Here is a 21173-nt window from a genome sequence, read left to right as displayed (position 1 = left end):
AGAATATGAATCTATTTGTACTGATGAAACGGACGTTTGACACAGAAGAGAAAATCGTCATTGAAGCAGGAAAGATTCAGGAAGACGGAGCCGAGTTTATCATTAATCCGTATGATGAATACGCCATTGAAGAAGCGATTCAGCTGAAAGAAGAGCATGGCGGAACTGTTACCGCCGTAACCGTCGGCGGAGAAGATGCGGAGAAAGAACTCCGCACCGCTCTTGCGATGGGGTGCGACCAGGCGGTATTAATCAATATTGAGGATGACCTGAGCGATCCCGACCAATACTCCATTTCCACGATCTTATATCACTATTTCAAGGACCGGGAATATGATCTGATTCTCGGCGGAAATGTCGCGATTGACGGCGGTTCCGGCCAAGTGGCGCCAAGGCTTGCCGAACTGTTGAACATTCCTTGCGTCACAACGATTACAAAACTGACAATCAGCGGCGATGAAGCTGTGGCAGAGAAAGACAACGAAGGGGATACCGAAGTCATTAAAACCTCACTTCCTTTAGTCATCACGGCACAGCAAGGCTTAAACGAGCCGCGCTATCCGTCGCTTCCGGGCATTATGAAGGCGAAGAAAAAACCGCTGGAAGAGCTTGAGCTCGATGACCTCGACATTGATGAAGATGATGCTGCACCGAAACTCAAAACGATCGAACGTTTTCTCCCGCCGCAAAAAGAAGCGGGCAAACTGATCGAAGGAGAAGCCGCTCAGCAGGCGAAGGAGCTTGTCTCACTGCTGAGAAAAGAAGCCAAAGTCGTATAAACCGATATTAAAGAAACTGGGGGATGTCAGAATGGGAAAAAAAGTGATCGTACTCGGAGAAATTCGTGACGGCGCCTTACGGAACGTCACCTTTGAAGCCATAGCCGCAGGCAAAACCATTTCCGGCGGAGGAGATGTCATCGGGGTGCTGTTGGGAAAAGGCGCGGCTGATGCAGCATCAGAACTCATTCAGTACGGCGCCGATAAAGTATTTACGGCCGATGCAGCGGGACTTTCTCAGTATACGGCAGACGGATATGCCGCGGTCCTCGGAGATCTGATCGAAAATGAAAAGCCCGATACGGTTATTTTCGGCCATACTTCTATGGGAAAAGATTTGTCACCGAAGCTTGCGGCACGATTTGAAACGGGATTGATTTCAGACAGCACGGATGTAAGCGTTACCGGAGACAACATCGTATTTACAAGACCGATCTATTCCGGCAAAGCCTTTGAACAGGTGATTTCAACCGATCCTTTCATCTTGGCGACAATCCGTCCGAATAACATTCAGGCATTAGAAAGAGATGCAAGCCGCACGGGTGATATTGAAGAGCTTGCGGTCCCGCCGGCAGATTTGCGGACGGTCATTGAAGAAGTAGTTAAAAAAACAGCGGACGGCGTGGATTTATCAGAAGCGAAAATCATCGTTGCGGGCGGTCGCGGGGTAAAAAGTAAAGATGGGTTTGAACCGTTAAAAGAACTTGCCGAAGTGCTGGGAGCAGCGGTGGGCGCTTCGCGCGGCGCGTGTGACGCGGATTATTGCGACTATTCTCTTCAAATCGGCCAAACGGGGAAAGTCGTTACACCGGATTTGTATATTGCCTGCGGGATTTCCGGAGCGATTCAGCACTTGGCGGGGATGTCAAACAGTAAAGTGATCGTTGCCATCAACAAAGACCCGGAAGCGGAAATATTCAAAATAGCGGACTACGGAATTGTCGGCGATTTGTTCGAAGTGGTTCCGCTCCTGACTCAGGAATTTAAAAAGGCCAATATTCATTCATAACCAAAACCCTCTGGCTTCATTTGTCAGAGGGTTTTGGCTTGTGATGATTGATTCGTACAAATTATGTATTGGTAAAATAACAGATTGACATGTACGAACCAATATAATAAGCTTTCTGTAAAGCGCTTACAAACTTATCCTTTCAGCATACATACATCCCAGATACATAGATTGGCTGTAGTGCTTTCATTCTTATTAAGGGGAAAGGAATGATCAAGTATGTCTCACAATACGGCAGTCATTCAAACGGATATCACACGGGGAACCATTAACAAAAACATATACGGACATTTCGCGGAACACTTAGGAAGAGGCATATATGAGGGCATCTGGGTCGGAAAAGATTCCGATATTCCGAATACCGGCGGAATCAGGGCGGATGTCGCCTCCGCCCTCAAACAGCTCCAGATTCCCGTTCTCAGATGGCCCGGCGGCTGTTTTGCTGATGAATATCATTGGGCAAACGGCGTAGGGGAACGAAAAACCATGCTGAATACCCATTGGGGCGGAACGATTGATTCCAATGAATTCGGCACGCACGAATTTATGATGCTTTGTGAACTGCTCGGCTGCGAACCGTACATCGCCGGAAACGTCGGCAGCGGAACGGTTAAGGAGCTGGCTGATTGGATTGAATACATGACGTTTGAAGCGGGCACGCCGATGTCCGACTGGAGAAAGGAAAACGGGCGGGAAAAACCGTGGAAGCTGAAATATTTCGGTATAGGAAATGAGAACTGGGGCTGCGGCGGAAACATGCATCCTGAGTATTATGCCGATCTTTACCGGCACTTTCAAACCTATGTCCGCAATTACAGCGGGAATGAAATCTATAAAATTGCCGGCGGTGCGAATGTCGATGATTACCGCTGGACAGAAACCTTAATGAAAAAAGCCGCTGATCTCATGGACGGGCTGAGCCTGCATTATTACACAATACCGGGCGACTTCTGGAAGGGAAAAGGGTCAGCGACCGAATTTACGGAAGATGAATGGTTCATCACGATGAAAAAAGCGGCTCATATGGATGAATTGATTACAAGGCACAGCGCCATTATGGATCAGTACGATCCGGAAAAAAGAGTCGGTCTGATCATTGATGAATGGGGCACATGGCTTGATCCTGAGCCTGGCACGAATCCGGGCTTTTTGTATCAGCAAAATACGATCCGCGACGCGCTTGTCGCCGCCACACATTTTCACATTTTTCATCAGCACGCAGACCGTGTGCAGATGGCCAATATCGCGCAAACCGTCAACGTCCTTCAGGCAATGATCCTGACAGAAGGGAAAAATATGCTGCTGACGCCGACATATCATGTGTTTGATATGTTTAAGGTTCATCAGGACGCTTCTCTTTTGGCCGCAGAAACAAAAGCGGCCGAATACGAATGGAAAGACGGCCGGCTCCCGCAAGTCAGCATTTCGGCGTCCAAACAGAAAAACGGCGGCATACATATCAGCATTTGCAATATCGATCATTTGCACAAAGCTGACGTGAAGATTGAACTGCGGGGCATGAAAAAGACAGGGAAGCCTTCCGCGACGATTCTGCATGCTGAAAAAATGAATGCCCGCAATACATTCAGCAGCCCGGAAAACGTCAAACCGAAGCCGTTTTCCGGGTTTACGCAGAAGGGCGGAAACCTGGAGGCGGAGCTTCCTCCGATGGCGGTTGTATTAATCACGCTGCCGGCGGGTCCATCTTAAGTTTTGAACGCCTGCTGACCGGTTATCATACATTCTATAAATAAGATTATTTTCGGCGGGTTCGGGAGAAAATAATATAAGCATTAAATTAGCATGAACGAATGGGAGATGCTATACTAAAAATCATCATTTGACATTGGAGGAATAACAAATGGCTATCGTAAAAGCAACTGATCAATCGTTCTCAGCTGAAACAAGTGAAGGTGTCGTATTAGCTGATTTCTGGGCTCCTTGGTGCGGACCTTGTAAAATGATCGCGCCCGTTCTTGAAGAGCTTGATCAAGAAATGGGAGACAAACTGAAAATCGTCAAAATCGACGTGGATGAAAACCAAGAAACTGCCGGTAAATACGGCGTCATGAGCATCCCGACACTTCTTGTGTTAAAAGACGGAGAAGTGGTTGAAACATCTGTCGGCTTCAAACCGAAAGAAGCCCTTGAAGAGCTTGTAAACAAACATCTGTAAGCCGAAAGTTTCCGTTACGGCTACGGCAGGGCGATTCCTTTAAAAGGGATCGCCTTTTTTGATCTTCCAAAAGCTGAGAATGGAGAAAAACAAATGTTCGTGATACACTGAATGGACACAAGAAATGAATGTAAGGAAGGGTAACGTATGAATAAACAACTGAAAGAAAAGCTGGCCCTCCTTCCCGATCAGCCGGGCTGTTATTTAATGAAAGACCGTCAGAAAACAGTCATCTACGTGGGGAAAGCGAAAGTGCTGAAAAACAGGGTGAGATCCTATTTCACCGGTTCTCATGATGCAAAAACCCAAAGGCTTGTGACGGAGATTGAGGACTTTGAATATATCGTGACTTCCTCCAATCTTGAAGCGCTTATTTTGGAAATGAATCTGATTAAAAAATACGATCCGAAATACAATGTCATGCTGAAAGATGATAAAACCTATCCCTTTATTAAAATCACCCATGAACGCCATCCGCGGCTTATTGTCACCCGCAATGTCAAAAAAGACAAAGGGCGCTATTTCGGCCCGTACCCGAATGTACAGGCGGCGCGGGAAACGAAAAAACTGCTGGACCGCCTTTATCCGCTCAGGAAGTGCTCGAATCTTCCGGACCGTGTCTGTCTCTATTACCATCTCGGACAATGCCTCGCTCCATGTGTAAAGGATATTTCCGAGGAGACAAACCGCGAGCTTGTGGAAGACATCACCCGCTTTTTAAAGGGAGGGCATAACGAGGTCAAAAAAGAGCTTGAAGAGAAAATGGCAGAGGCGGCGGAAAAGCTTGAATTTGAACGGGCTAAAGAATTCCGCGATCAGCTTGCTTACATCGAATCGACGATGGAAAAGCAGAAAATGACCATGAATGACCTTCTGGACCGCGATGTGTTCGCTTATGCGTACGATAAAGGCTGGATGTGCGTCCAAGTCTTTTTCATACGCCAAGGAAAGCTGATCGAACGCGATGTCAGCATGTTTCCAATGTACCAGGAAGCGGATGAAGAATTTCTGACCTTCATCGGCCAGTTCTATTCGAAAAACAATCACTTTCTGCCTAAGGAAATTCTGGTGCCTGACAGCGTTGACAGAGACATGATCAGCGAGCTTTTGGAAACCGCCGTGCATCAGCCGAAAAAAGGCCCGAAAAAAGAACTGCTTCTGCTTGCTCACAAAAATGCGAAAATCGCCCTGCGGGAAAAGTTCTCATTAATCGAGCGGGATGAGGAACGGTCAATCGGAGCAGCCGAACGGCTCGGCGAAGCATTGAACATTTACACGCCGCACCGGATTGAAGCGTTTGACAACTCCAATATTCAAGGCACAAACCCTGTATCAGCCATGATTGTCTTTATTGACGGAAAACCGAATAAAAAGGAATACCGCAAATATAAAATCAAAACCGTAACAGGGCCTGACGATTACGGATCAATGAGAGAAGTCGTCAGAAGAAGATATTCGAGGGTGCTCCGCGAAAATCTTCCGCTGCCGGATTTAATCATCATTGACGGCGGAAAAGGGCAGATTAACGCGGCGCGCGACGTGCTCGAGAATGAGCTCGGCCTTGATGTCCCGGTAGCGGGATTGGCGAAAGATGATAAACACCGAACATCCAACCTTCTGATCGGCGACCCGCTTGAACCGGTATTTCTGGAGCGGAACAGCCAGGAATTTTACCTGCTTCAGCGCATTCAGGATGAAGTTCACCGTTTTGCGATCAGCTTTCACAGACAGATCCGGGGAAAAAGCGCCTTTCAATCCGTATTGGATGATATCCCGGGGATCGGCGAAAAACGCAAAAAAATGCTCTTAAAGCATTTCGGTTCTGTCAAAAAGATGAAGGAAGCAAGTCTTGATGATATCAAAAAAGCCGGTGTGCCGGCTGCGGCCGCTCAGCTGCTGTTTGAAAAATTGAAAAAATAGTATTGTGCTTTTCTGAAAAGTCTGCTAGAATGTGAACTAATTTCATAAGATCGTGTTATATGGTGAAGATAGAGGTGCGAACTTCAATAGTATGCCTTTGGAGAATGATGGATTCTGCGAAAAAGGCTGAAAGGGGAGTTCGCCGAAGTGAAACACATCCCATCGGTGTGCTTTGCTGGCTTTGCATTAAATAAATGTAAAGCTGTCAAGAATTCATTTTCTTGGAGGGCTATCTCGTTGTTCATAATCAATCGTAATGATATGAAAAAGCAATGAGAGCTATTCCTCTCATTGCTTTTTTTATTGTGGACACAACGCTCTTTTCTCCTCACCCGCACGAACCAAAATGTAAAGGGTGGTCTAGTATGGGTCTTATCGTACAAAAATTCGGAGGCACTTCCGTCGGCTCTGCCGAAAAAATTCAAAATGCCGCAAATCGCGCCATTGCTGAAAAGAAAAAAGGACATGACGTCGTTGTCGTCGTTTCGGCAATGGGAAAATCAACCGACGCGCTCGTCAATCTGGCGGCGGAAATTACATCTGAGCCAAGCAGACGCGAGATGGATATGCTTCTGTCTACGGGAGAGCAGGTCACGATTTCGCTTTTGGCCATGGCGCTTCAGGAAAAAGGATATGACGCCGTCTCTTATACGGGCTGGCAGGCGGGTGTCCGCACGGAGGCCGTCCACGGCAATGCGAGAATTACGGATATTGATATCACCGCAATTCAGGCGCAGCTTGCAGAAGGCAGGATTACAGTTGTCGCCGGTTTCCAGGGAGTTACCGAAGACGGCGGCATCACGACGCTCGGGCGGGGCGGTTCCGATACGACGGCGGTCGCTCTTGCCGCAGCTTTAAAAGCGGATAAATGCGACATTTACACGGACGTTCCGGGCGTGTTTACGACAGATCCGCGGTACGTCCGGTCAGCGAGAAAACTGGCGGGAATTTCTTATGATGAAATGCTGGAGCTTGCAAATCTCGGAGCGGGTGTTCTTCATCCGCGGGCGGTTGAGTTCGCGAAAAACTATCAAGTGCCTTTGGAAGTGCGGTCAAGCACGGAACATGAAGCTGGAACATTAATTGAGGAGGAATCATCAATGGAGCAAAATTTAATCGTCAGAGGAATTGCATTTGAAGACCAGATTACAAGGGTGTCCGTCACGGGCCTGACAAGCGGGCTGACAACACTTTCAACGATCTTCACCGCGCTGGCGAAACGAAACATCAACGTCGACATCATTATTCAGACACAAGCGGACAATGGGGAAGCAGACATTTCTTTCTCAGTGAAAACGGAAGATTCCGCGCAAACGGTCGCTGTGCTTGAAGAATATAAAAACGCGCTTGACTATGAAAAAATCGAAACTGAAAGAAAGCTGGCGAAAGTATCCATTGTCGGATCAGGCATGGTCTCTAATCCCGGCGTCGCCGCGGACATGTTTGCCGTACTGGCGGAAAAAAATGTACAAGTCAAAATGGTCAGCACATCTGAAATAAAAGTATCAGCGGTGGTCAGTGACAATGATATGGTGAAAGCCGTCGAAGCGCTTCATGATGCGTTTGAGCTTTCTAAACAGCCGTCTGCCGTATAAACGGGCAGGCAAAAAGGCGGGACTTTTGAGTCACCGCCTTTTTTCAATTATACAGGGTCCTTCATATCCCATTTCACGGTCAGGACGACTTTATCCGCTCTCTTTTTGACCTGTTCATAAGATTCTGCAATCTGATCGTTCATCAATTGAATCTGTTCGGCTATAAAACCGGCTTCAAGCTGAAAACACGGCTCTTTCTGGTGTTTGAGCCTGCTGGATACGAGCGGTCCTTCCAGCTCAAATTCCAGCTCTTGCTTTTTTGATCCTGTGTTTGTCAAAGTTCCCCAGCCGGCTTTTTCAAAAAAGGCGGGGATTTCTTCCCATGATTGAAGAGGAAATTTGCGGGCGAGGCGTTTCCCCGCCCAATACATCATGGATGAATGCTCCGGGCCGAGGATATCCGGAAGCACAATTTCCCGGATTAATTCGTAGCCGTAAGCGCTGACGCCGAGTTCAGTTAAAGGTTCTAAAGCTGCTTCATAATTATTCTTCATATTATGTATTCCCCTCTCTCCTTCGTTTATTATAGCTTAAACAGGGGGGAGGATTACAGGATGATCCTATAAAACACGTGAAAAAAAGTGAGAAAGGTATTGCAGGAAAATAAAATTTTCACGTCAAATAATCAATTCCGAAAATTATAATTTATGTACACGTTTTCTTGACGCCCTTTTGAGGGAGGAGTAAAATGAAATTGTCAATAAATTTTAATAAAGTGCTTACAATTGAAACGAAGTGGGGGCAGAGATTTTAGCACATTTCGCACTTAAATCAAACAGGGGGTAAAGTAATGTCTGGGAACAGAGAGTTTTATTTTCGAAGATTGCATTCCTTGCTCGGTGTGATTCCGGTCGGCATCTTTTTGATCCAGCATTTAGTCGTCAACCAATTTGCCGCAAGGGGAGCGGATGCGTTTAACAAGGCGGCCGGCTTTATGGACAGTCTGCCGTTCAGGTATGCGTTAGAAATTTTTATTATTTTCTTACCTTTAATTTATCATGCGGTTTACGGTGTGTACATAGCATTTACTGCGAAAAACAACGCTGGCCACTACAGCTATTTCAGAAACTGGATGTTTGTGCTTCAGCGTGTCACCGGTATTCTCACCCTTATTTTCGTCAGCTGGCATGTGTGGCAGACGCGGATTGCCGCACAGATGGGCGCTGAAGTCAACTTCGATATGATGGCGAATATTCTGAGCTCGCCGTTTATGCTCGGATTTTATATTGTAGGCGTTTTATCAGTCATTTTTCACTTTTCAAACGGCTTATGGTCTTTTGCGGTCACATGGGGGATCACGGTCACGCCGCGTTCTCAAAGAATTTCGACTTACGTGACGCTGATTATATTTTTAGCGCTTTCATACGTGGGTCTAAAAGCGATTTTTGCGTTTGTGTAAGAGAACTAGATTACTAGAGGGAGAGGGGCTATCATGAGTCAATCAAGCATTATCGTAGTCGGCGGGGGTCTTGCCGGCCTCATGGCGACAATTAAAGCAGCGGAATCAGGCACGGCCGTTAAATTGTTTTCCATCGTTCCGGTCAAACGCTCTCACTCGGTCTGCGCGCAGGGCGGGATAAACGGAGCTGTCAACACAAAAGGAGAAGGAGACTCTCCGTTTGAGCATTTTGATGACACGGTTTACGGAGGCGACTTTTTAGCAAACCAGCCGCCTGTAAAAGCGATGTGTGAAGCGGCGCCGTCCATTATCCACTTATTGGACCGCATGGGGGTTATGTTTAACAGAACGCCGGAAGGGCTCTTGGACTTCCGCCGTTTCGGGGGTACACAGCATCACAGAACCGCATACGCGGGAGCGACGACGGGTCAGCAGCTTCTTTACGCACTGGACGAGCAGGTGCGCAGATATGAAGTGGCGGGTCTCGTCACAAAATACGAAGGCTGGGAATTCCTCGGCGCCGTTCTTGACGATGAGCGCACGTGCCGCGGTATCGTAGCCCAAAATCTGACCAATATGCAAATCGAGTCATTCCGTTCTGACGCCGTTATTATGGCGACAGGAGGACCCGGAATCGTATTCGGCAAATCAACAAACAGCATGATCAACACGGGATCTGCCGCATCAATCGTTTATCAGCAGGGCGCTTACTACGCTAACGGCGAATTTATTCAAATTCACCCGACAGCCATTCCCGGAGACGATAAACTGCGTCTGATGAGTGAATCGGCGCGCGGCGAGGGCGGAAGAGTCTGGACGTACAAAGACGGAAAACCTTGGTACTTCCTCGAGGAAAAATATCCGGCTTACGGAAACCTCGTGCCGCGGGATATTGCGACACGCGAAATCTTTGACGTGTGCGTGAACCAGAAGCTCGGCATCAATGGAGAAAACATGGTGTATCTCGATCTTTCGCACAAAGATCCGAAAGAGCTTGACGTTAAGCTCGGCGGCATTATCGAAATCTATGAAAAATTCATGGGTGATGACCCGCGCAAGCTTCCGATGAAAATTTTCCCTGCCGTTCACTATTCAATGGGCGGCCTGTGGGTTGATTATGATCAGATGACAAGCATCCGCGGACTGTTCGCGGCGGGTGAATGTGATTATTCAATGCACGGAGGAAACCGTTTAGGGGCAAACTCTCTGCTTTCCGCCATTTACGGAGGAATGGTTGCCGGTCCGAATGCAGTGAAATATGTTGCCGGACTTGAAACATCGGCTGAAGATCTGTCTTCTTCATTATTTGATTCCTACGTGAAAAAAGAAGAAGAAAAATGGGCAGACATCATGAAGATGGACGGCGATGAAAATGCCTACGTGCTTCACCGTGAACTCGGAGAATGGATGACGGCCAACGTAACAGTGGTCCGCCACAATGACAAGCTTTTGAAAACGGATGATAAAATCCAAGAGCTGATGGAACGCTTTAAGAAAATCAATATTAATGATACGACAAAATGGAGCAACCAAGGGGCGATGTTCACCCGCCAGTTCTCCAATATGCTTCAGCTTGCCAGAGTCATCACGCTCGGCGCATACAACCGAAATGAAAGCCGGGGAGCGCACTATAAACCGGATTTCCCTGAAAGAAATGACGATGAGTGGCTCAAAACGACAATGGCTAAACATGCCGGTCCGTTTGAAGCTCCGGAATTTGAATATCAGGATGTCGATGTATCACTGATTGCGCCCCGTAAACGCGACTACTCGAAGAAGAAGGTGGCGAAATAATCATGAGTGAGAAAAAGATACGGTTTATCATTACACGCCAGGATACGCCCGAAAGCGCGCCATACGATGAAGAATTTGAAATCAATTACCGCCCGAATCTGAACGTGATTTCCGCCCTGATGGAAATCCGCAGAAATCCCGTGAATGCAAAAGGTGAGAAAACAACTCCTGTCGCATGGGACATGAACTGTCTCGAGGAAGTATGCGGCGCCTGCTCCATGGTCATCAACGGCAGACCGCGCCAGTCATGTACGGCGCTGATTGATAAGCTGGAACAGCCGATCCGTCTAAAGCCGATGAAAACATTCCCGGTTGTCCGTGACCTTCAGGTTGACCGCAGCAGAATGTTTGATTCACTGAAAAAAGTGAAAGCATGGGTGCCGATTGACGGGACTTACGATTTGGGACCGGGACCGAGAATGCCGGAAAAACGCCGCCAGTGGGCATATGAGTTGTCTAAATGCATGACCTGCGGCGTCTGCCTTGAAGCCTGCCCGAATGTCAACAGCAAATCGAAATTCATGGGGCCTGCCCCGATGTCGCAAGTGCGTCTGTTTAACGCCCACCCGACGGGCGCGATGAACAAGTCCGAACGTTTAGAAGCTTTAATGACAGACGGCGGTCTCGGAGATTGCGGGAATTCACAAAACTGTGTTCAATCCTGCCCGAAAGGCATTCCGCTCACGACTTCAATCGCTGCTTTGAACAGAGATACCAACTTACAAGCATTCCGCAATTTCTTCGGAAGCGACAGAGTATAAGATAAAGAAAAAGAGCCTCTTCCGCACGGGAGAGGTTTTTTATAAGGAGCTGAAGGTGATGAAACAACCGCAATACATTGACATCCCGTTTGAAGAATGGAGACAGTCGTTTTCTTTCTTTACTGAAGTGTCGGTTCGCTTTTCAGAAACGGATATGTTCGGCCATATGAATAATGTAACCCCTTTCATCTATTTTGAAGAAGCCCGGATCGCCTACTTTAAGCAGCGCGGCATGGAAGCGGAAAATGCGGAAAGGATGACAGTCGTCGCAAGCCAGCAGTGTGACTATATGCGTCAGGTGATGCCGTATGAAAATCTGCGGATTTATGTCAAAGCAAGCTCTGTCGGAAATGCGTCCGTCACCCTTCATTACCTTGGAGAAAACGAGTCAGGCCTGCCGTGCTTTACCGGTTCCGTCGTTATGGTACAAGTATCAAAGACAAGCGGAAAAGCGGTCAGCTGGACGGAGCGGGAGAAAGGCATTCTGCTCGCCTGAACGGATAACTATTTCTTTAAGTGACGTCACCTCCGAAGCGGCTTTTACATATGATATCTTGACTATATAAACCCATTCGTTTCAGATTCGCTCTCACCTTAGCAAGGAGGGTTACAATACTTGAAGGAGAAAGATTTTCAATCAAAGCCGCTGCTGACCAAAAGAGAAAGAGAAGTATTCGAATTGCTCGTTCAAGACAAGACAACAAAAGAAATTGCAAGCGAGCTATTTATCAGTGAAAAAACTGTACGGAATCACATTTCAAATGCCATGCAGAAGTTAGGTGTGAAAGGGCGTTCGCAAGCTGTTGTCGAGCTTCTTAGAATGGGTGAGCTAGAGCTCTGATTCTTGCCGGTTTTCCTTCTTTACGAGAAGGAGCCGGTTATTTGTGTTGGCGCCCGGGGTGATAGGCATGCGATGAAAATCCCGGCTTTTCCTTTTTCTCCGTCAGTCTTGCATTTTCTTAAAAAAAGAAGGAAAATAGACACGGAGCGTGAATAGCCCAGAAAGATCCTTGAGTGAGGGATGGACAAATGACATCAAAATCTGTAGAGCATGTTGCGGATATCGAAAAATCACTCCGCCATATCGCTGCGATCATTAAACAAAAAGGACGAGAAATCCTTAACCAATATGCAATTACACCGCCGCAATTCGTAGGCCTTCAATGGCTTTATGAATTGGGGGATATGACAATAGGCGAATTATCAGGCAAAATGTATTTGGCTTGCAGCACGACGACGGATCTGATAGACCGCATGGAAAAAAATAAGCTTGTCGAACGGGTGAAAGACCCTGCTGACAGACGGGTCGTCAGAATTCATCTTCTCGCTGAAGGAGAGCGCATTATTCAGGAAGTGATTTTAAAAAGGCAGGCATATTTGCGGGATATGTTTGAGACATTTTCCGAAGAAGAAACAGCCGTCTTCGAAAAATCATTATTGAAACTGCAGCATGAAATGAAAAGAAAATGAGGCGATTTTGTTGGAACAGCCGATAGGAGTCATTGATTCCGGGGTTGGCGGGTTAACCGTTGCTAAGGAAATCATGAGACAGCTACCGAAGGAAAATATCATCTATGTGGGAGATACAAAACGCTGCCCGTACGGCCCGCGTCCTGAAGAAGAAGTTCTTCAATACACATGGGAAATGACCGATTACCTGCTGGAAAACCACCATATCAAAATGCTCGTGATCGCTTGTAATACTGCCACAGCCATTGCCTTGGAGGATATTCAGCGCAAAACGGATATTCCGGTTGTCGGCGTCATTCAGCCGGGTGCGAGAACGGCGATAAAGGTGACGAAAAACCAGCATATCGGCGTCATCGGCACGATAAATACCATTAAAAGCAGAGCGTATGAGCAGGCGCTGCTCGGATTAAATGCAGACCTTCAAGTCGAGAACACGGCTTGTCCGCTGCTGGTGCCGTTTGTGGAAAGCGGACGTTTTCTGCAGGAATCGGCGGAGGAAGCGGTCGAAGCATCGCTTGAGCCTTTAAAAGGTACAGCAATTGATACCTTGATTCTGGGATGCACGCATTATCCGATTTTGAAAGAACCGATTCAGGACTATATGGGAGATCATGTGAAAATCATTTCCTCCGGTGACGAGACGGCGAGAGAAGTGAGCACCATCTTGTCTTATAAAGGTTTGTTAAACCAATCGAATCGTGCACCGGAGTATCAGTTTCTTACAACGGGAGAGCGGAACGGCTTCGCAAAAATTGCCGAAGACTGGTTTGGCCATGAAATCGGCCATGTCGAGAGCATCTCCCTTCAAGAGCCGATCAGAAAATAAATCAAAAAAACCCGCTGTTTACGGCGGGTTTTTTTGCGCATCCCGGTCTATTTCCCGGACAGGGCTCGTATACATCATAGTACAAACAGCCTTAGGAGGGAAAAGTATGCTGAAAAAAGGACCTGCAGTCATTGCTGCAACATGTCTTACTTCGGCTTTTGTATTATCAGGATGCGGTTTGTTTCAATCCGATAAAACAGCCGGGGAAATTGACCCGCCTCAAGACATTTCATATGTAAAGGGTGAAGCGGGGATACAGGCAAAATCAAAGCAATCAGAAAAAAACGGCACGTCAAAAGCCGACCAGCCGGCCAATACAGTCATGAGAGAGCTGTATCTGATTGATAAAAACGGCTATGTCGCAGCACAGACACTGCCTCTTCCGAACAGTGAGGGAACCGCAAAGCAGGCCCTTGAGTATTTGGTTCAGGGGGGGCCTGTCTCAGAAATCCTGCCGAACGGATTCAGAGCGGTGCTTCCTGCGGATACGACGGTAAATGTTGACATTAAAAAAGACGGTACCGCCGTCGCTGATTTTTCGAAGGAATTTAAAAACTATAAAAAAGAAGACGAACAAAAAATCCTGCAATCGATTACATGGACGCTTACCCAATTCAGCTCCATAGATAAAGTCAAAATCAGAATGAACGGGCATGAACTGAAAGAAATGCCTGTAGGCGGCACGCCGATTACGGGCGACTTAAGCAGAAAAGACGGAATTAATATTGAAACCGCCGGAGTGAATGATCTGACAGACACCCATCCGCTGACTGTATACTATCTGGCGGAAACAGAGACGAGCGAATATTACGTGCCTGTCACCAAGCGGATTGACAATTCGGAAACAAATGACATCACCGCTGCCGTTGAACAGCTCGCCGACGGGCCGGGCAAAGCAAGCGGGCTTTTGACGGACTTTAATAACGATGTTAAGCTGCTCAGCAAGCCGGAAGTAAAAGACGGCCGGGTTACACTTGACTTTAACAGCTCTATTTACGGAAGCGCCGATGAAAAAACAAAAATGGTATCATCGGGCGTGCTGGACAGCATCGTTCTCACATTAACCGAACAGCCGTCGATAAAAAGTGTTTCTATAAAAGTAAACGGAAAATCAGAACTGGTGAATGAAAAGGGTGAATCCCTTTCAAAACCCGTTTCGAGACCGTCACAAGTGAATACGGGTAGTTTTTAATTTGTGATTTTTGATATACTAGTAAAAAAGAGGTTAGCGATCCGGGCTGCCTCTTTCTTTATTCACAATCCGGAACAAAAGGTTTATGTACATATAATCGGAGGTAAAATATGAGACACGACGGAAGACAGCACGATGAGCTGCGCCCTATCACATTTGATTTGGATTTTATCACTCACCCGGAGGGCTCTGTTTTAATTACAGCGGGAAATACAAAGGTTATCTGTAATGCATCTGTGGAAGACCGGGTGCCGCCATTTTTGCGCGGAGGAGGAAAAGGCTGGATCACAGCGGAATACAGCATGCTTCCCCGCGCCACGAATCAAAGAACGATAAGAGAATCTTCAAAAGGAAAGGTCTCCGGCAGAACGATGGAAATCCAGCGTCTGATCGGGCGTGCGCTTCGGGCCGTCGTTGATTTGGAAAAGCTCGGCGAACGGACGATCTGGATCGACTGTGACGTCATTCAGGCGGACGGCGGAACAAGAACGGCTTCCATTACCGGCGCCTTCTTGGCAATGGCTATTGCGGCAGGAAAACTCGTAAAAAGCGGCGTTATCAAAACTTCTCCCGTGACAGATTATCTTGCGGCCATTTCTGTCGGGATGGATAAAGAAGAAGGTCTGCTTTTGGATCTGAATTATGAAGAGGATTCAACGGCTGAAGTCGACATGAATATCATCATGACGGGAAGCGGACGTTTTGTAGAGCTTCAAGGGACGGGCGAAGAAGCCACATTCTCCCGTGAAGATTTAAACGGACTGTTAAGCCTTGCCGAAAAAGGAATCCAGACGCTTATTCAAAAGCAAAAAGAAGTGCTGGGAGAAACATTGCCTGAACTGAAATAAAGAAAGAGAGGCCTGATCAGCGTGAAAGAAGCTATTATTGCGACACACAATCCGGGAAAAGTAAAAGAATTTAAGGAAATACTCGAACCGAAAGGCTACAGCGTCTCTTCTTTGGCGGAAATCGGATTTACGGAAGAAATTGAGGAAACCGGGCATACCTTTGAAGAAAACGCCATCTTAAAAGCGGAAGCCGTGGCAAAAGCCGTCAACAAAATGGTCATTGCAGACGACTCCGGTTTATCAGTAGACAACCTTGGAGGCAGACCGGGCGTTTATTCAGCCCGTTATGCCGGCGAAGCAAAAGATGATAAGGCGAATATGGACAAGGTGCTGTCAGAATTAAAAGGCATCGAAAAAGAGCAGCGTACGGCCCGTTTCCGCTGCGCCCTTGCCGTCAGCATGCCGGGGCAGGAAACAAGAACGGTCGAAGGTCATGTTGAAGGATATATAGCAGAAGAACCCGAAGGAGATAACGGGTTCGGCTATGATCCCATTTTTATTGTAAAGGATAAAGATAAAACAATGGCTCAGCTGACAAGCGCTGAGAAAAACAAAATCAGCCACAGGGCGGAGGCGCTCAAGAAACTGTCAAAGCTGCTTGACGCGTAAGGGGGAGCGTAATGCAATGAAAGTGCTGATAATAAGTGACAGTCACGGCCTCGAAGACGAATTGGAGACGATCTCAAAGCGGCACGAAGCCGAAGCGGATCTGATGATTCATTGCGGTGATTCAGAGCTTGATGCCGCACATCCCGCGCTTGTGCCGTATCACACGGTGAAAGGAAATTGCGACTTTGGCGGCGGGTTTCAGGAGGAGCTCCTGCTGGACGCCGGTTCAAAGAAAATCCTAGCCGTACACGGACATCTTCACGGCATTAAACAGTCACTTTTAACAGTTTTTTACCGGGCGGAAGAGCTTGGGGCGGATATCGTCTGCTTCGGCCACTCGCATATTGCCGGGAGTGAAGTGCTTCGGGGCAAGCTTTTGATTAACCCTGGCAGCATTCGCCTTCCGAGAGTCCGCAATGTGAAAAGCTATGCCATTCTTACTCTTACAGAAAGTGAAGGCACTGTGACGTTTTACGACGAAACGGGTCAGGAATTGAAGGACTTGGGGAATACAATCAGCTTTTAACATTTGATGGGGGAGATTTCTTTCTTCCCCATCAAAAGTTTCTAAAAAAATATTGACTTATGATATGAACCTGTATATAATAAATCTTGTCGCTGATACATAAAGCAAAACCTGTCCCAGTAGCTCAGCTGGATAGAGCAACGGCCTTCTAAGCCGTCGGTCGGGAGTTCGAATCTCTCCTGGGACGTACAAAAAAAGAGCTGGTGACATCAGAGTGAAAACTGATGACGCTGGCCTTTTTTATCGGATGACCATATTGTCAATTCGCTGACATCATGGTAAAATGATCAGCAGAACGATTTGATTTTCATGTCCCAGTAGCTCAGCCGGATAGAGCAACGGCCTTCTAAGCCGTCGGTCGGGAGTTCGAATCTCTCCTGGGACGTATAATAAAAAACCTCAAGCCCTGACAATGGGTTTGAGGTTTTTTTGTATTTGTTTTTTTGTTTTATGAAATAAAAGTCCTGTATTTAATGAAAATTGTAAAGAAATTTTAATATAAATGAAACTTAATGAAATATTTACCGTAAGAAATATATGTATAAAGATACTTAAGGCGCCCTTGAGTGATAAAATATCTGATTTCTATTATTTATTTTGTTAATAGTTGATAGAAAGACAGCGGGAGGAATTAGCTTTTGAAGTACGCATTTGCATATAAAAATGACAGGATAGAAACGATCTTTTGCGGAAAAGACGAGCTGTTTGAGGAACTGAAACAATTTTTAATGACTCAATGCGGTTTAATCATTGTTGAGGTTTCAAAGGCTGATTACGATACGGAGCAGGAAATGAATCAATGGAATGACCGTTATACATTGTAAGTAAGAAAAAACCGGCCGTGGGAGACCGGTTTTTATATCATCTGAATCCGCTCGGAGCGCTGAAGCCCCCAGCATGGCCGCTGAAACCGCCCCCGAGCGCGCCGAGATGGGACCCTGCGCCGAGGCTTCCGCCGACATCACTGAAGGTTTGACCGTAGTACCCGCTTGTATAAGGGTATGGGACGAATTGCTGCCCGGCGAATGACAGCGAGCTCTGCGGGGTCTGCTGTCCGTATCCGTATGATGGAAATCCCTGCTGAAAAGAAGGGCCGCCCTGAAACGGAGCTGTATGCATTGGTGCCGGAGGATAATAAGACTGCGGCGGCAGAACCGGTAAAGGCGGAAATCCGGGAGGCAGGCCTTGCATGCCTGATAACATCTTATTCATGACATCACTCATTTCTTCACGAGATAAGAACAGTGTATGCGTATGTCTGTATAAAGAGCCTGTTCAATCTGAACGGAATATCTGACAAACAGACCGAAAAGAACATGAAAAATTGTGTAATAAAATGTGACATAATCGTATAAGAACGGAAAAATTTCATGTAATCTTGAGAGATTAACAAAAAAATGATAAAAACTTTTAACATTTACAGATCCCTTTGTACCAGTAATGAAAGCGTATACAAAGTAGATTGATTAATCTAAATTGTCTAATAATTATAAAAATGCTGTTGACACTGTCTGCAAACGGGCGTAATATGAGTTCAAACAAAAATAAATAAATGATTCACACTAAAAAGAAAAATCATAAAACACTGAAAAACAAACAAATGAGGGTTCTTTTTTTAAATAAAAGAGCCGCCATAATAAAAAGCGCAGAAGAGGATAAGTAGCTTTGCAGAAGTTTTTTACAGAGAGCCGGTAACGCTGAGAGCCGGCAAAAACAAAGCAAAGTGAACTCACCTCAGAGTGCCGGTCTGAAATGTGAAGAGTAGGACTCGGCCGAGTGAACGCAACGTTTACTCGTTATCAAAACGGATAGTAATTATCCATGAGACGGTCTTCATATGACCGTAAACAAGGGTGGTACCGCGGAAAGCAAAGCCTTTTCGCCCCTTTTGGCTATCGCATGAAATGCTTGGCTGAATGTGGGTGGGAAGGCTTTTTTATTTGCGTCAGCCGGCGCTGCGTTTTATGAATTTGATTTTAGAAGGGAACATTGAAAAGGAGGAACTGAAAATGGGCACAAATGTACAGGCGGATACTGCGTCTGCCGATTGTACAAAGACAATGAACGGGGCTCTGATGCTGATTGAATCATTAAAGAAAGAAAAAGTCGAAATGATCTTCGGATATCCGGGGGGAGCCGTTCTTCCGATTTACGATAAGCTTTATCAATCAGGATTGGTTCACATCCTGCCCCGGCACGAGCAAGGCGCGATTCATGCGGCCGAAGGGTATGCGAGAGTCTCGGGGAAGCCGGGGGTTGTCATCGCTACTTCAGGACCCGGAGCGACAAATTTAGTGACCGGTCTTGCGGACGCGATGATTGATTCACTGCCGCTCGTAGTGTTTACCGGCCAGGTGGCCACTTCAGTCATCGGCAGCGACGCTTTCCAGGAAGCCGACATTTTAGGAATTACGATGCCGATTACGAAACACAGCTATCAGGTCCGCCGTCCGGAAGATCTTCCCGGTGTGATCAAAGAGGCTTTCCATATCGCCACGACGGGAAGACCGGGTCCGGTATTAATTGATATTCCGAAGGATGTCGCAGCATTTGAAGGGGAATTCAGATATGATCATGAAATCAATCTTCCGGGTTATCAGCCGGTAAAAGAGCCTAACTATCTGCAGATCCGAAAGCTCGTAGAAGCTGTCAGCAGTGCGAAAAAGCCGGTTATTTTAGCCGGAGCGGGTGTTTTGCACGGTAAAGCTTCAGAAGATTTAAAAAATTATGCCGAACAGCAGCAAATACCGGTAGCCCACACGCTTCTCGGTCTGGGCGGTTTCCCGGCAGATCATCCTCTCTTTCTGGGAATGGCGGGAATGCACGGCACATACACAGCGAATATGGCGCTTTACCACTGTGACTTGCTGATCAGCATCGGAGCTCGGTTCGATGATCGTGTGACCGGAAATCTGAAGCATTTTGCAAAATCGGCCAAAGTGGCGCACATCGATATTGATCCGGCTGAAATCGGAAAAATTATCGAAACGCAGATCCCGGTGGTCGGCGACAGTAAAATCGTCCTTCAGGAACTATTGAAGCAAAACGGAAAACAGGGACAGTCAGCTGAATGGAAACAGCAGCTTTCTGAATGGAAAGAAGAATATCCGCTCTGGTATACAGACGACAGTGAAGAGGGCTTAAAACCCCAAAAGCTGATTGAGTATATTCACCAATTCACAAACGGAGAGGCGATTGTGGCGACGGATGTCGGTCAGCACCAGATGTGGGCGGCTCAGTTTTATCCTTTCCGAAAGGCTGATAAGTGGGTGACCTCGGGAGGGCTCGGCACAATGGGCTTCGGCCTTCCGGCGGCTATCGGAGCGCAGCTGGCTGATCGTAACGCCACGGTCGTTGCCATCCTCGGAGACGGCGGTTTTCAGATGACCCTGCAGGAGTTAGATGTCATCCGGCAGCTGAATCTTCCGGTCAAAGTGATTATTTTGAACAATGAATGTCTGGGCATGGTCAGACAGTGGCAGGAAATCTTCTATGAAGAACGCTACTCTGAATCCAAATTCTCGGCGCAGCCTGACTTTGTCAAATTGTCAGAAGCCTACGGCATTAAAGGCATCCGGATTACATCAGAAGAAGAGGCGGAAGAAGAGCTGAAAAAGGCGCTTTCATCAAAAGAGCCGGCCGTTATTGACGTCCGGGTCGCCAAAAGCGAAAAAGTATTCCCGATGATTGCGCCGGGTAAAGGACTTCATGAAATGGTGGGGGTGAAACCTTGAAACGCATTATCACATTAACGGTGGTCAACCGCTCGGGGGTATTAAACCGGATCACCGGCCTGTTTACAAAAAGACACTATAATATCGAAAGCATCACTGTAGGCCACACGGAAACAAGCGGTGTTTCAAGGATTACATTTGTCGTCCATGTGGAAGGCGAAAACGACGTTGAGCAGCTGACAAAGCAGCTTAACAAACAAATTGACGTCCTGAAAGTGACGGATATTACAAACCAATCAATTGTACAGCGTGAGCTTGCACTGATTAAAGTTGTTTCTGCACCGCCGACCAGAACGGAAATCAATGGAATCATTGAGCCGTTCAGAGCTTCCGTCGTTGATGTCTCAAAGGACAGCATCGTCGTTCAGGTCACTGGCGAGTCTGATAAAATCGAAGCCCTTATAGAGCTTCTCAAACCTTACGGCATTAAAGAAATCGCGAGAACAGGCACAACGGCTTTTGCGAGGGGAACCCAGCAAAAGGCGTCATCCAATAAAACAATTTCTATTGTATAACACAAAAAAGGGAGAGATTA

The 21173-nt window shown here is 46.9% G+C and carries 22 protein-coding genes, 2 tRNA genes, 1 riboswitch and 1 other annotated feature; of the genes, 22 read left to right on the top strand and 2 right to left on the bottom strand.

The window, feature by feature from the left end; genetic code table 11:
* The first annotated feature begins 5 nt into the window (after nucleotides 1-5).
* From ICW23_RS13430 to ICW23_RS13405, 6 genes are all read left to right on the top strand, one after another.
* On the top strand, nucleotides 6-779 hold the full coding sequence (locus tag ICW23_RS13430; RefSeq protein WP_016938657.1) for an electron transfer flavoprotein subunit beta/FixA family protein: 774 nt from the start codon (nucleotides 6-8) through the stop codon (nucleotides 777-779).
* 31 nt (nucleotides 780-810) lie between these two features.
* Nucleotides 811-1788, top strand: a complete 978-nt coding sequence (locus ICW23_RS13425) for an electron transfer flavoprotein subunit alpha/FixB family protein (RefSeq protein WP_016938658.1) — start codon at nucleotides 811-813, stop codon at nucleotides 1786-1788.
* Nucleotides 1789-2007: 219 nt separating this feature from the next.
* Nucleotides 2008-3498, top strand: a complete 1491-nt coding sequence (locus ICW23_RS13420) for an alpha-N-arabinofuranosidase (protein WP_188154615.1) — start codon at nucleotides 2008-2010, stop codon at nucleotides 3496-3498.
* Between the two features lie 151 nt (nucleotides 3499-3649).
* Nucleotides 3650-3964: a thioredoxin gene (gene trxA, locus ICW23_RS13415; RefSeq protein ID WP_003152560.1), complete on the top strand. Its 315-nt coding sequence runs from the start codon at nucleotides 3650-3652 to the stop codon at nucleotides 3962-3964.
* A 147-nt stretch (nucleotides 3965-4111) separates the two neighbouring features.
* Entirely contained in the window at nucleotides 4112-5884 is a 1773-nt protein-coding gene (gene uvrC, locus ICW23_RS13410) for an excinuclease ABC subunit UvrC (protein WP_016938660.1), read from the top strand.
* Between the two features lie 61 nt (nucleotides 5885-5945).
* A riboswitch (Lysine riboswitch) is annotated at nucleotides 5946-6124 on the top strand.
* A gap of 125 nt (nucleotides 6125-6249) precedes the next feature.
* On the top strand, nucleotides 6250-7479 hold the full coding sequence (locus ICW23_RS13405; protein WP_047475508.1) for an aspartate kinase: 1230 nt from the start codon (nucleotides 6250-6252) through the stop codon (nucleotides 7477-7479).
* A 47-nt stretch (nucleotides 7480-7526) separates the two neighbouring features.
* On the opposite strand, the gene ICW23_RS13400 is transcribed toward ICW23_RS13405, so the two are convergent.
* Nucleotides 7527-7973 carry a YslB family protein gene (locus ICW23_RS13400; RefSeq protein WP_016938662.1) on the bottom strand — a complete coding sequence of 149 codons (447 nt, stop codon included), beginning with the start codon at nucleotides 7971-7973 and terminating at the stop codon, nucleotides 7527-7529.
* Between the two features lie 296 nt (nucleotides 7974-8269).
* On the opposite strand from ICW23_RS13400, the gene sdhC reads away from it, so the two are divergent.
* The 14 genes from sdhC to ICW23_RS13330 all read left to right on the top strand — a co-directional run bounded on the left by sdhC (nucleotide 8270) and on the right by ICW23_RS13330 (nucleotide 17728).
* Nucleotides 8270-8878: a succinate dehydrogenase cytochrome B558 gene (gene sdhC, locus ICW23_RS13395; protein ID WP_003152571.1), complete on the top strand. Its 609-nt coding sequence runs from the start codon at nucleotides 8270-8272 to the stop codon at nucleotides 8876-8878.
* Nucleotides 8879-8911: 33 nt separating this feature from the next.
* Nucleotides 8912-10672, top strand: coding sequence for a succinate dehydrogenase flavoprotein subunit (sdhA, locus tag ICW23_RS13390; protein ID WP_016938664.1), 1761 nt, complete (start codon nucleotides 8912-8914; stop codon nucleotides 10670-10672).
* A 2-nt stretch (nucleotides 10673-10674) separates the two neighbouring features.
* Nucleotides 10675-11433, top strand: coding sequence for a succinate dehydrogenase iron-sulfur subunit (gene sdhB / locus ICW23_RS13385; RefSeq protein ID WP_045925255.1), 759 nt, complete (start codon nucleotides 10675-10677; stop codon nucleotides 11431-11433).
* Nucleotides 11434-11491: 58 nt separating this feature from the next.
* Nucleotides 11492-11929, top strand: coding sequence for an acyl-CoA thioesterase (locus tag ICW23_RS13380; RefSeq protein WP_095241529.1), 438 nt, complete (start codon nucleotides 11492-11494; stop codon nucleotides 11927-11929).
* Nucleotides 11930-12049: 120 nt separating this feature from the next.
* The gene (gerE, locus tag ICW23_RS13375; RefSeq protein WP_003152579.1) at nucleotides 12050-12274 is read left to right on the top strand and encodes a spore germination transcription factor GerE; all 225 of its coding nucleotides are present in this window, start codon (nucleotides 12050-12052) and stop codon (nucleotides 12272-12274) included.
* Nucleotides 12275-12462: 188 nt separating this feature from the next.
* Complete coding sequence (locus ICW23_RS13370) at nucleotides 12463-12903, top strand: MarR family winged helix-turn-helix transcriptional regulator (protein WP_016938743.1); 441 nt, start codon at nucleotides 12463-12465, stop codon at nucleotides 12901-12903.
* Nucleotides 12904-12910: 7 nt separating this feature from the next.
* Nucleotides 12911-13729: a glutamate racemase gene (gene racE, locus ICW23_RS13365; RefSeq protein ID WP_095241530.1), complete on the top strand. Its 819-nt coding sequence runs from the start codon at nucleotides 12911-12913 to the stop codon at nucleotides 13727-13729.
* A gap of 106 nt (nucleotides 13730-13835) precedes the next feature.
* The gene (locus ICW23_RS13360) at nucleotides 13836-14921 is read left to right on the top strand and encodes a GerMN domain-containing protein (RefSeq protein ID WP_049627125.1); all 1086 of its coding nucleotides are present in this window, start codon (nucleotides 13836-13838) and stop codon (nucleotides 14919-14921) included.
* Nucleotides 14922-15031: 110 nt separating this feature from the next.
* Complete coding sequence (gene rph, locus ICW23_RS13355) at nucleotides 15032-15769, top strand: ribonuclease PH (protein WP_016938746.1); 738 nt, start codon at nucleotides 15032-15034, stop codon at nucleotides 15767-15769.
* Between the two features lie 12 nt (nucleotides 15770-15781).
* Nucleotides 15782-16378 carry an XTP/dITP diphosphatase gene (locus ICW23_RS13350; RefSeq protein WP_095241532.1) on the top strand — a complete coding sequence of 199 codons (597 nt, stop codon included), beginning with the start codon at nucleotides 15782-15784 and terminating at the stop codon, nucleotides 16376-16378.
* A 16-nt stretch (nucleotides 16379-16394) separates the two neighbouring features.
* Nucleotides 16395-16904, top strand: a complete 510-nt coding sequence (locus tag ICW23_RS13345; RefSeq protein WP_047475511.1) for a YfcE family phosphodiesterase — start codon at nucleotides 16395-16397, stop codon at nucleotides 16902-16904.
* A 113-nt stretch (nucleotides 16905-17017) separates the two neighbouring features.
* Nucleotides 17018-17091 (top strand) — tRNA-Arg (locus ICW23_RS13340).
* A gap of 124 nt (nucleotides 17092-17215) precedes the next feature.
* Nucleotides 17216-17289 (top strand) — tRNA-Arg (locus tag ICW23_RS13335).
* A gap of 253 nt (nucleotides 17290-17542) precedes the next feature.
* Nucleotides 17543-17728, top strand: coding sequence for a hypothetical protein (locus ICW23_RS13330; protein WP_047475517.1), 186 nt, complete (start codon nucleotides 17543-17545; stop codon nucleotides 17726-17728).
* Nucleotides 17729-17765: 37 nt separating this feature from the next.
* Here ICW23_RS13330 and ICW23_RS13325 read toward each other — a convergent pair whose 3' ends face one another.
* Complete coding sequence (locus tag ICW23_RS13325; RefSeq protein WP_016938750.1) at nucleotides 17766-18116, bottom strand: hypothetical protein; 351 nt, start codon at nucleotides 18114-18116, stop codon at nucleotides 17766-17768.
* Nucleotides 18117-18541: 425 nt separating this feature from the next.
* Nucleotides 18542-18794, top strand: a binding site (T-box leader).
* Between the two features lie 119 nt (nucleotides 18795-18913).
* Between ICW23_RS13325 and ilvB the strand changes: the two genes are divergently transcribed.
* Nucleotides 18914-20638 (top strand): acetolactate synthase large subunit, encoded by a 1725-nt coding sequence (gene ilvB, locus ICW23_RS13320; protein WP_029575359.1) that lies wholly within the window; start codon nucleotides 18914-18916, stop codon nucleotides 20636-20638.
* The gene (gene ilvN, locus ICW23_RS13315; RefSeq protein ID WP_016938753.1) at nucleotides 20635-21153 is read left to right on the top strand and encodes an acetolactate synthase small subunit; all 519 of its coding nucleotides are present in this window, start codon (nucleotides 20635-20637) and stop codon (nucleotides 21151-21153) included. The genes ilvB and ilvN overlap by 4 nt, the downstream gene beginning before the upstream one ends.
* Nucleotides 21154-21173 lie beyond the last annotated feature (20 nt).

The organism is Bacillus sp. 1021 (assembly GCF_014534735.1).
GTDB classification, from domain to species: Bacteria; Bacillota; Bacilli; order Bacillales; family Bacillaceae; genus Bacillus; species Bacillus siamensis.
Note: the sequence above shows the minus strand (reverse complement) of the source record. Positions and strands in the feature narration are given on the sequence as shown.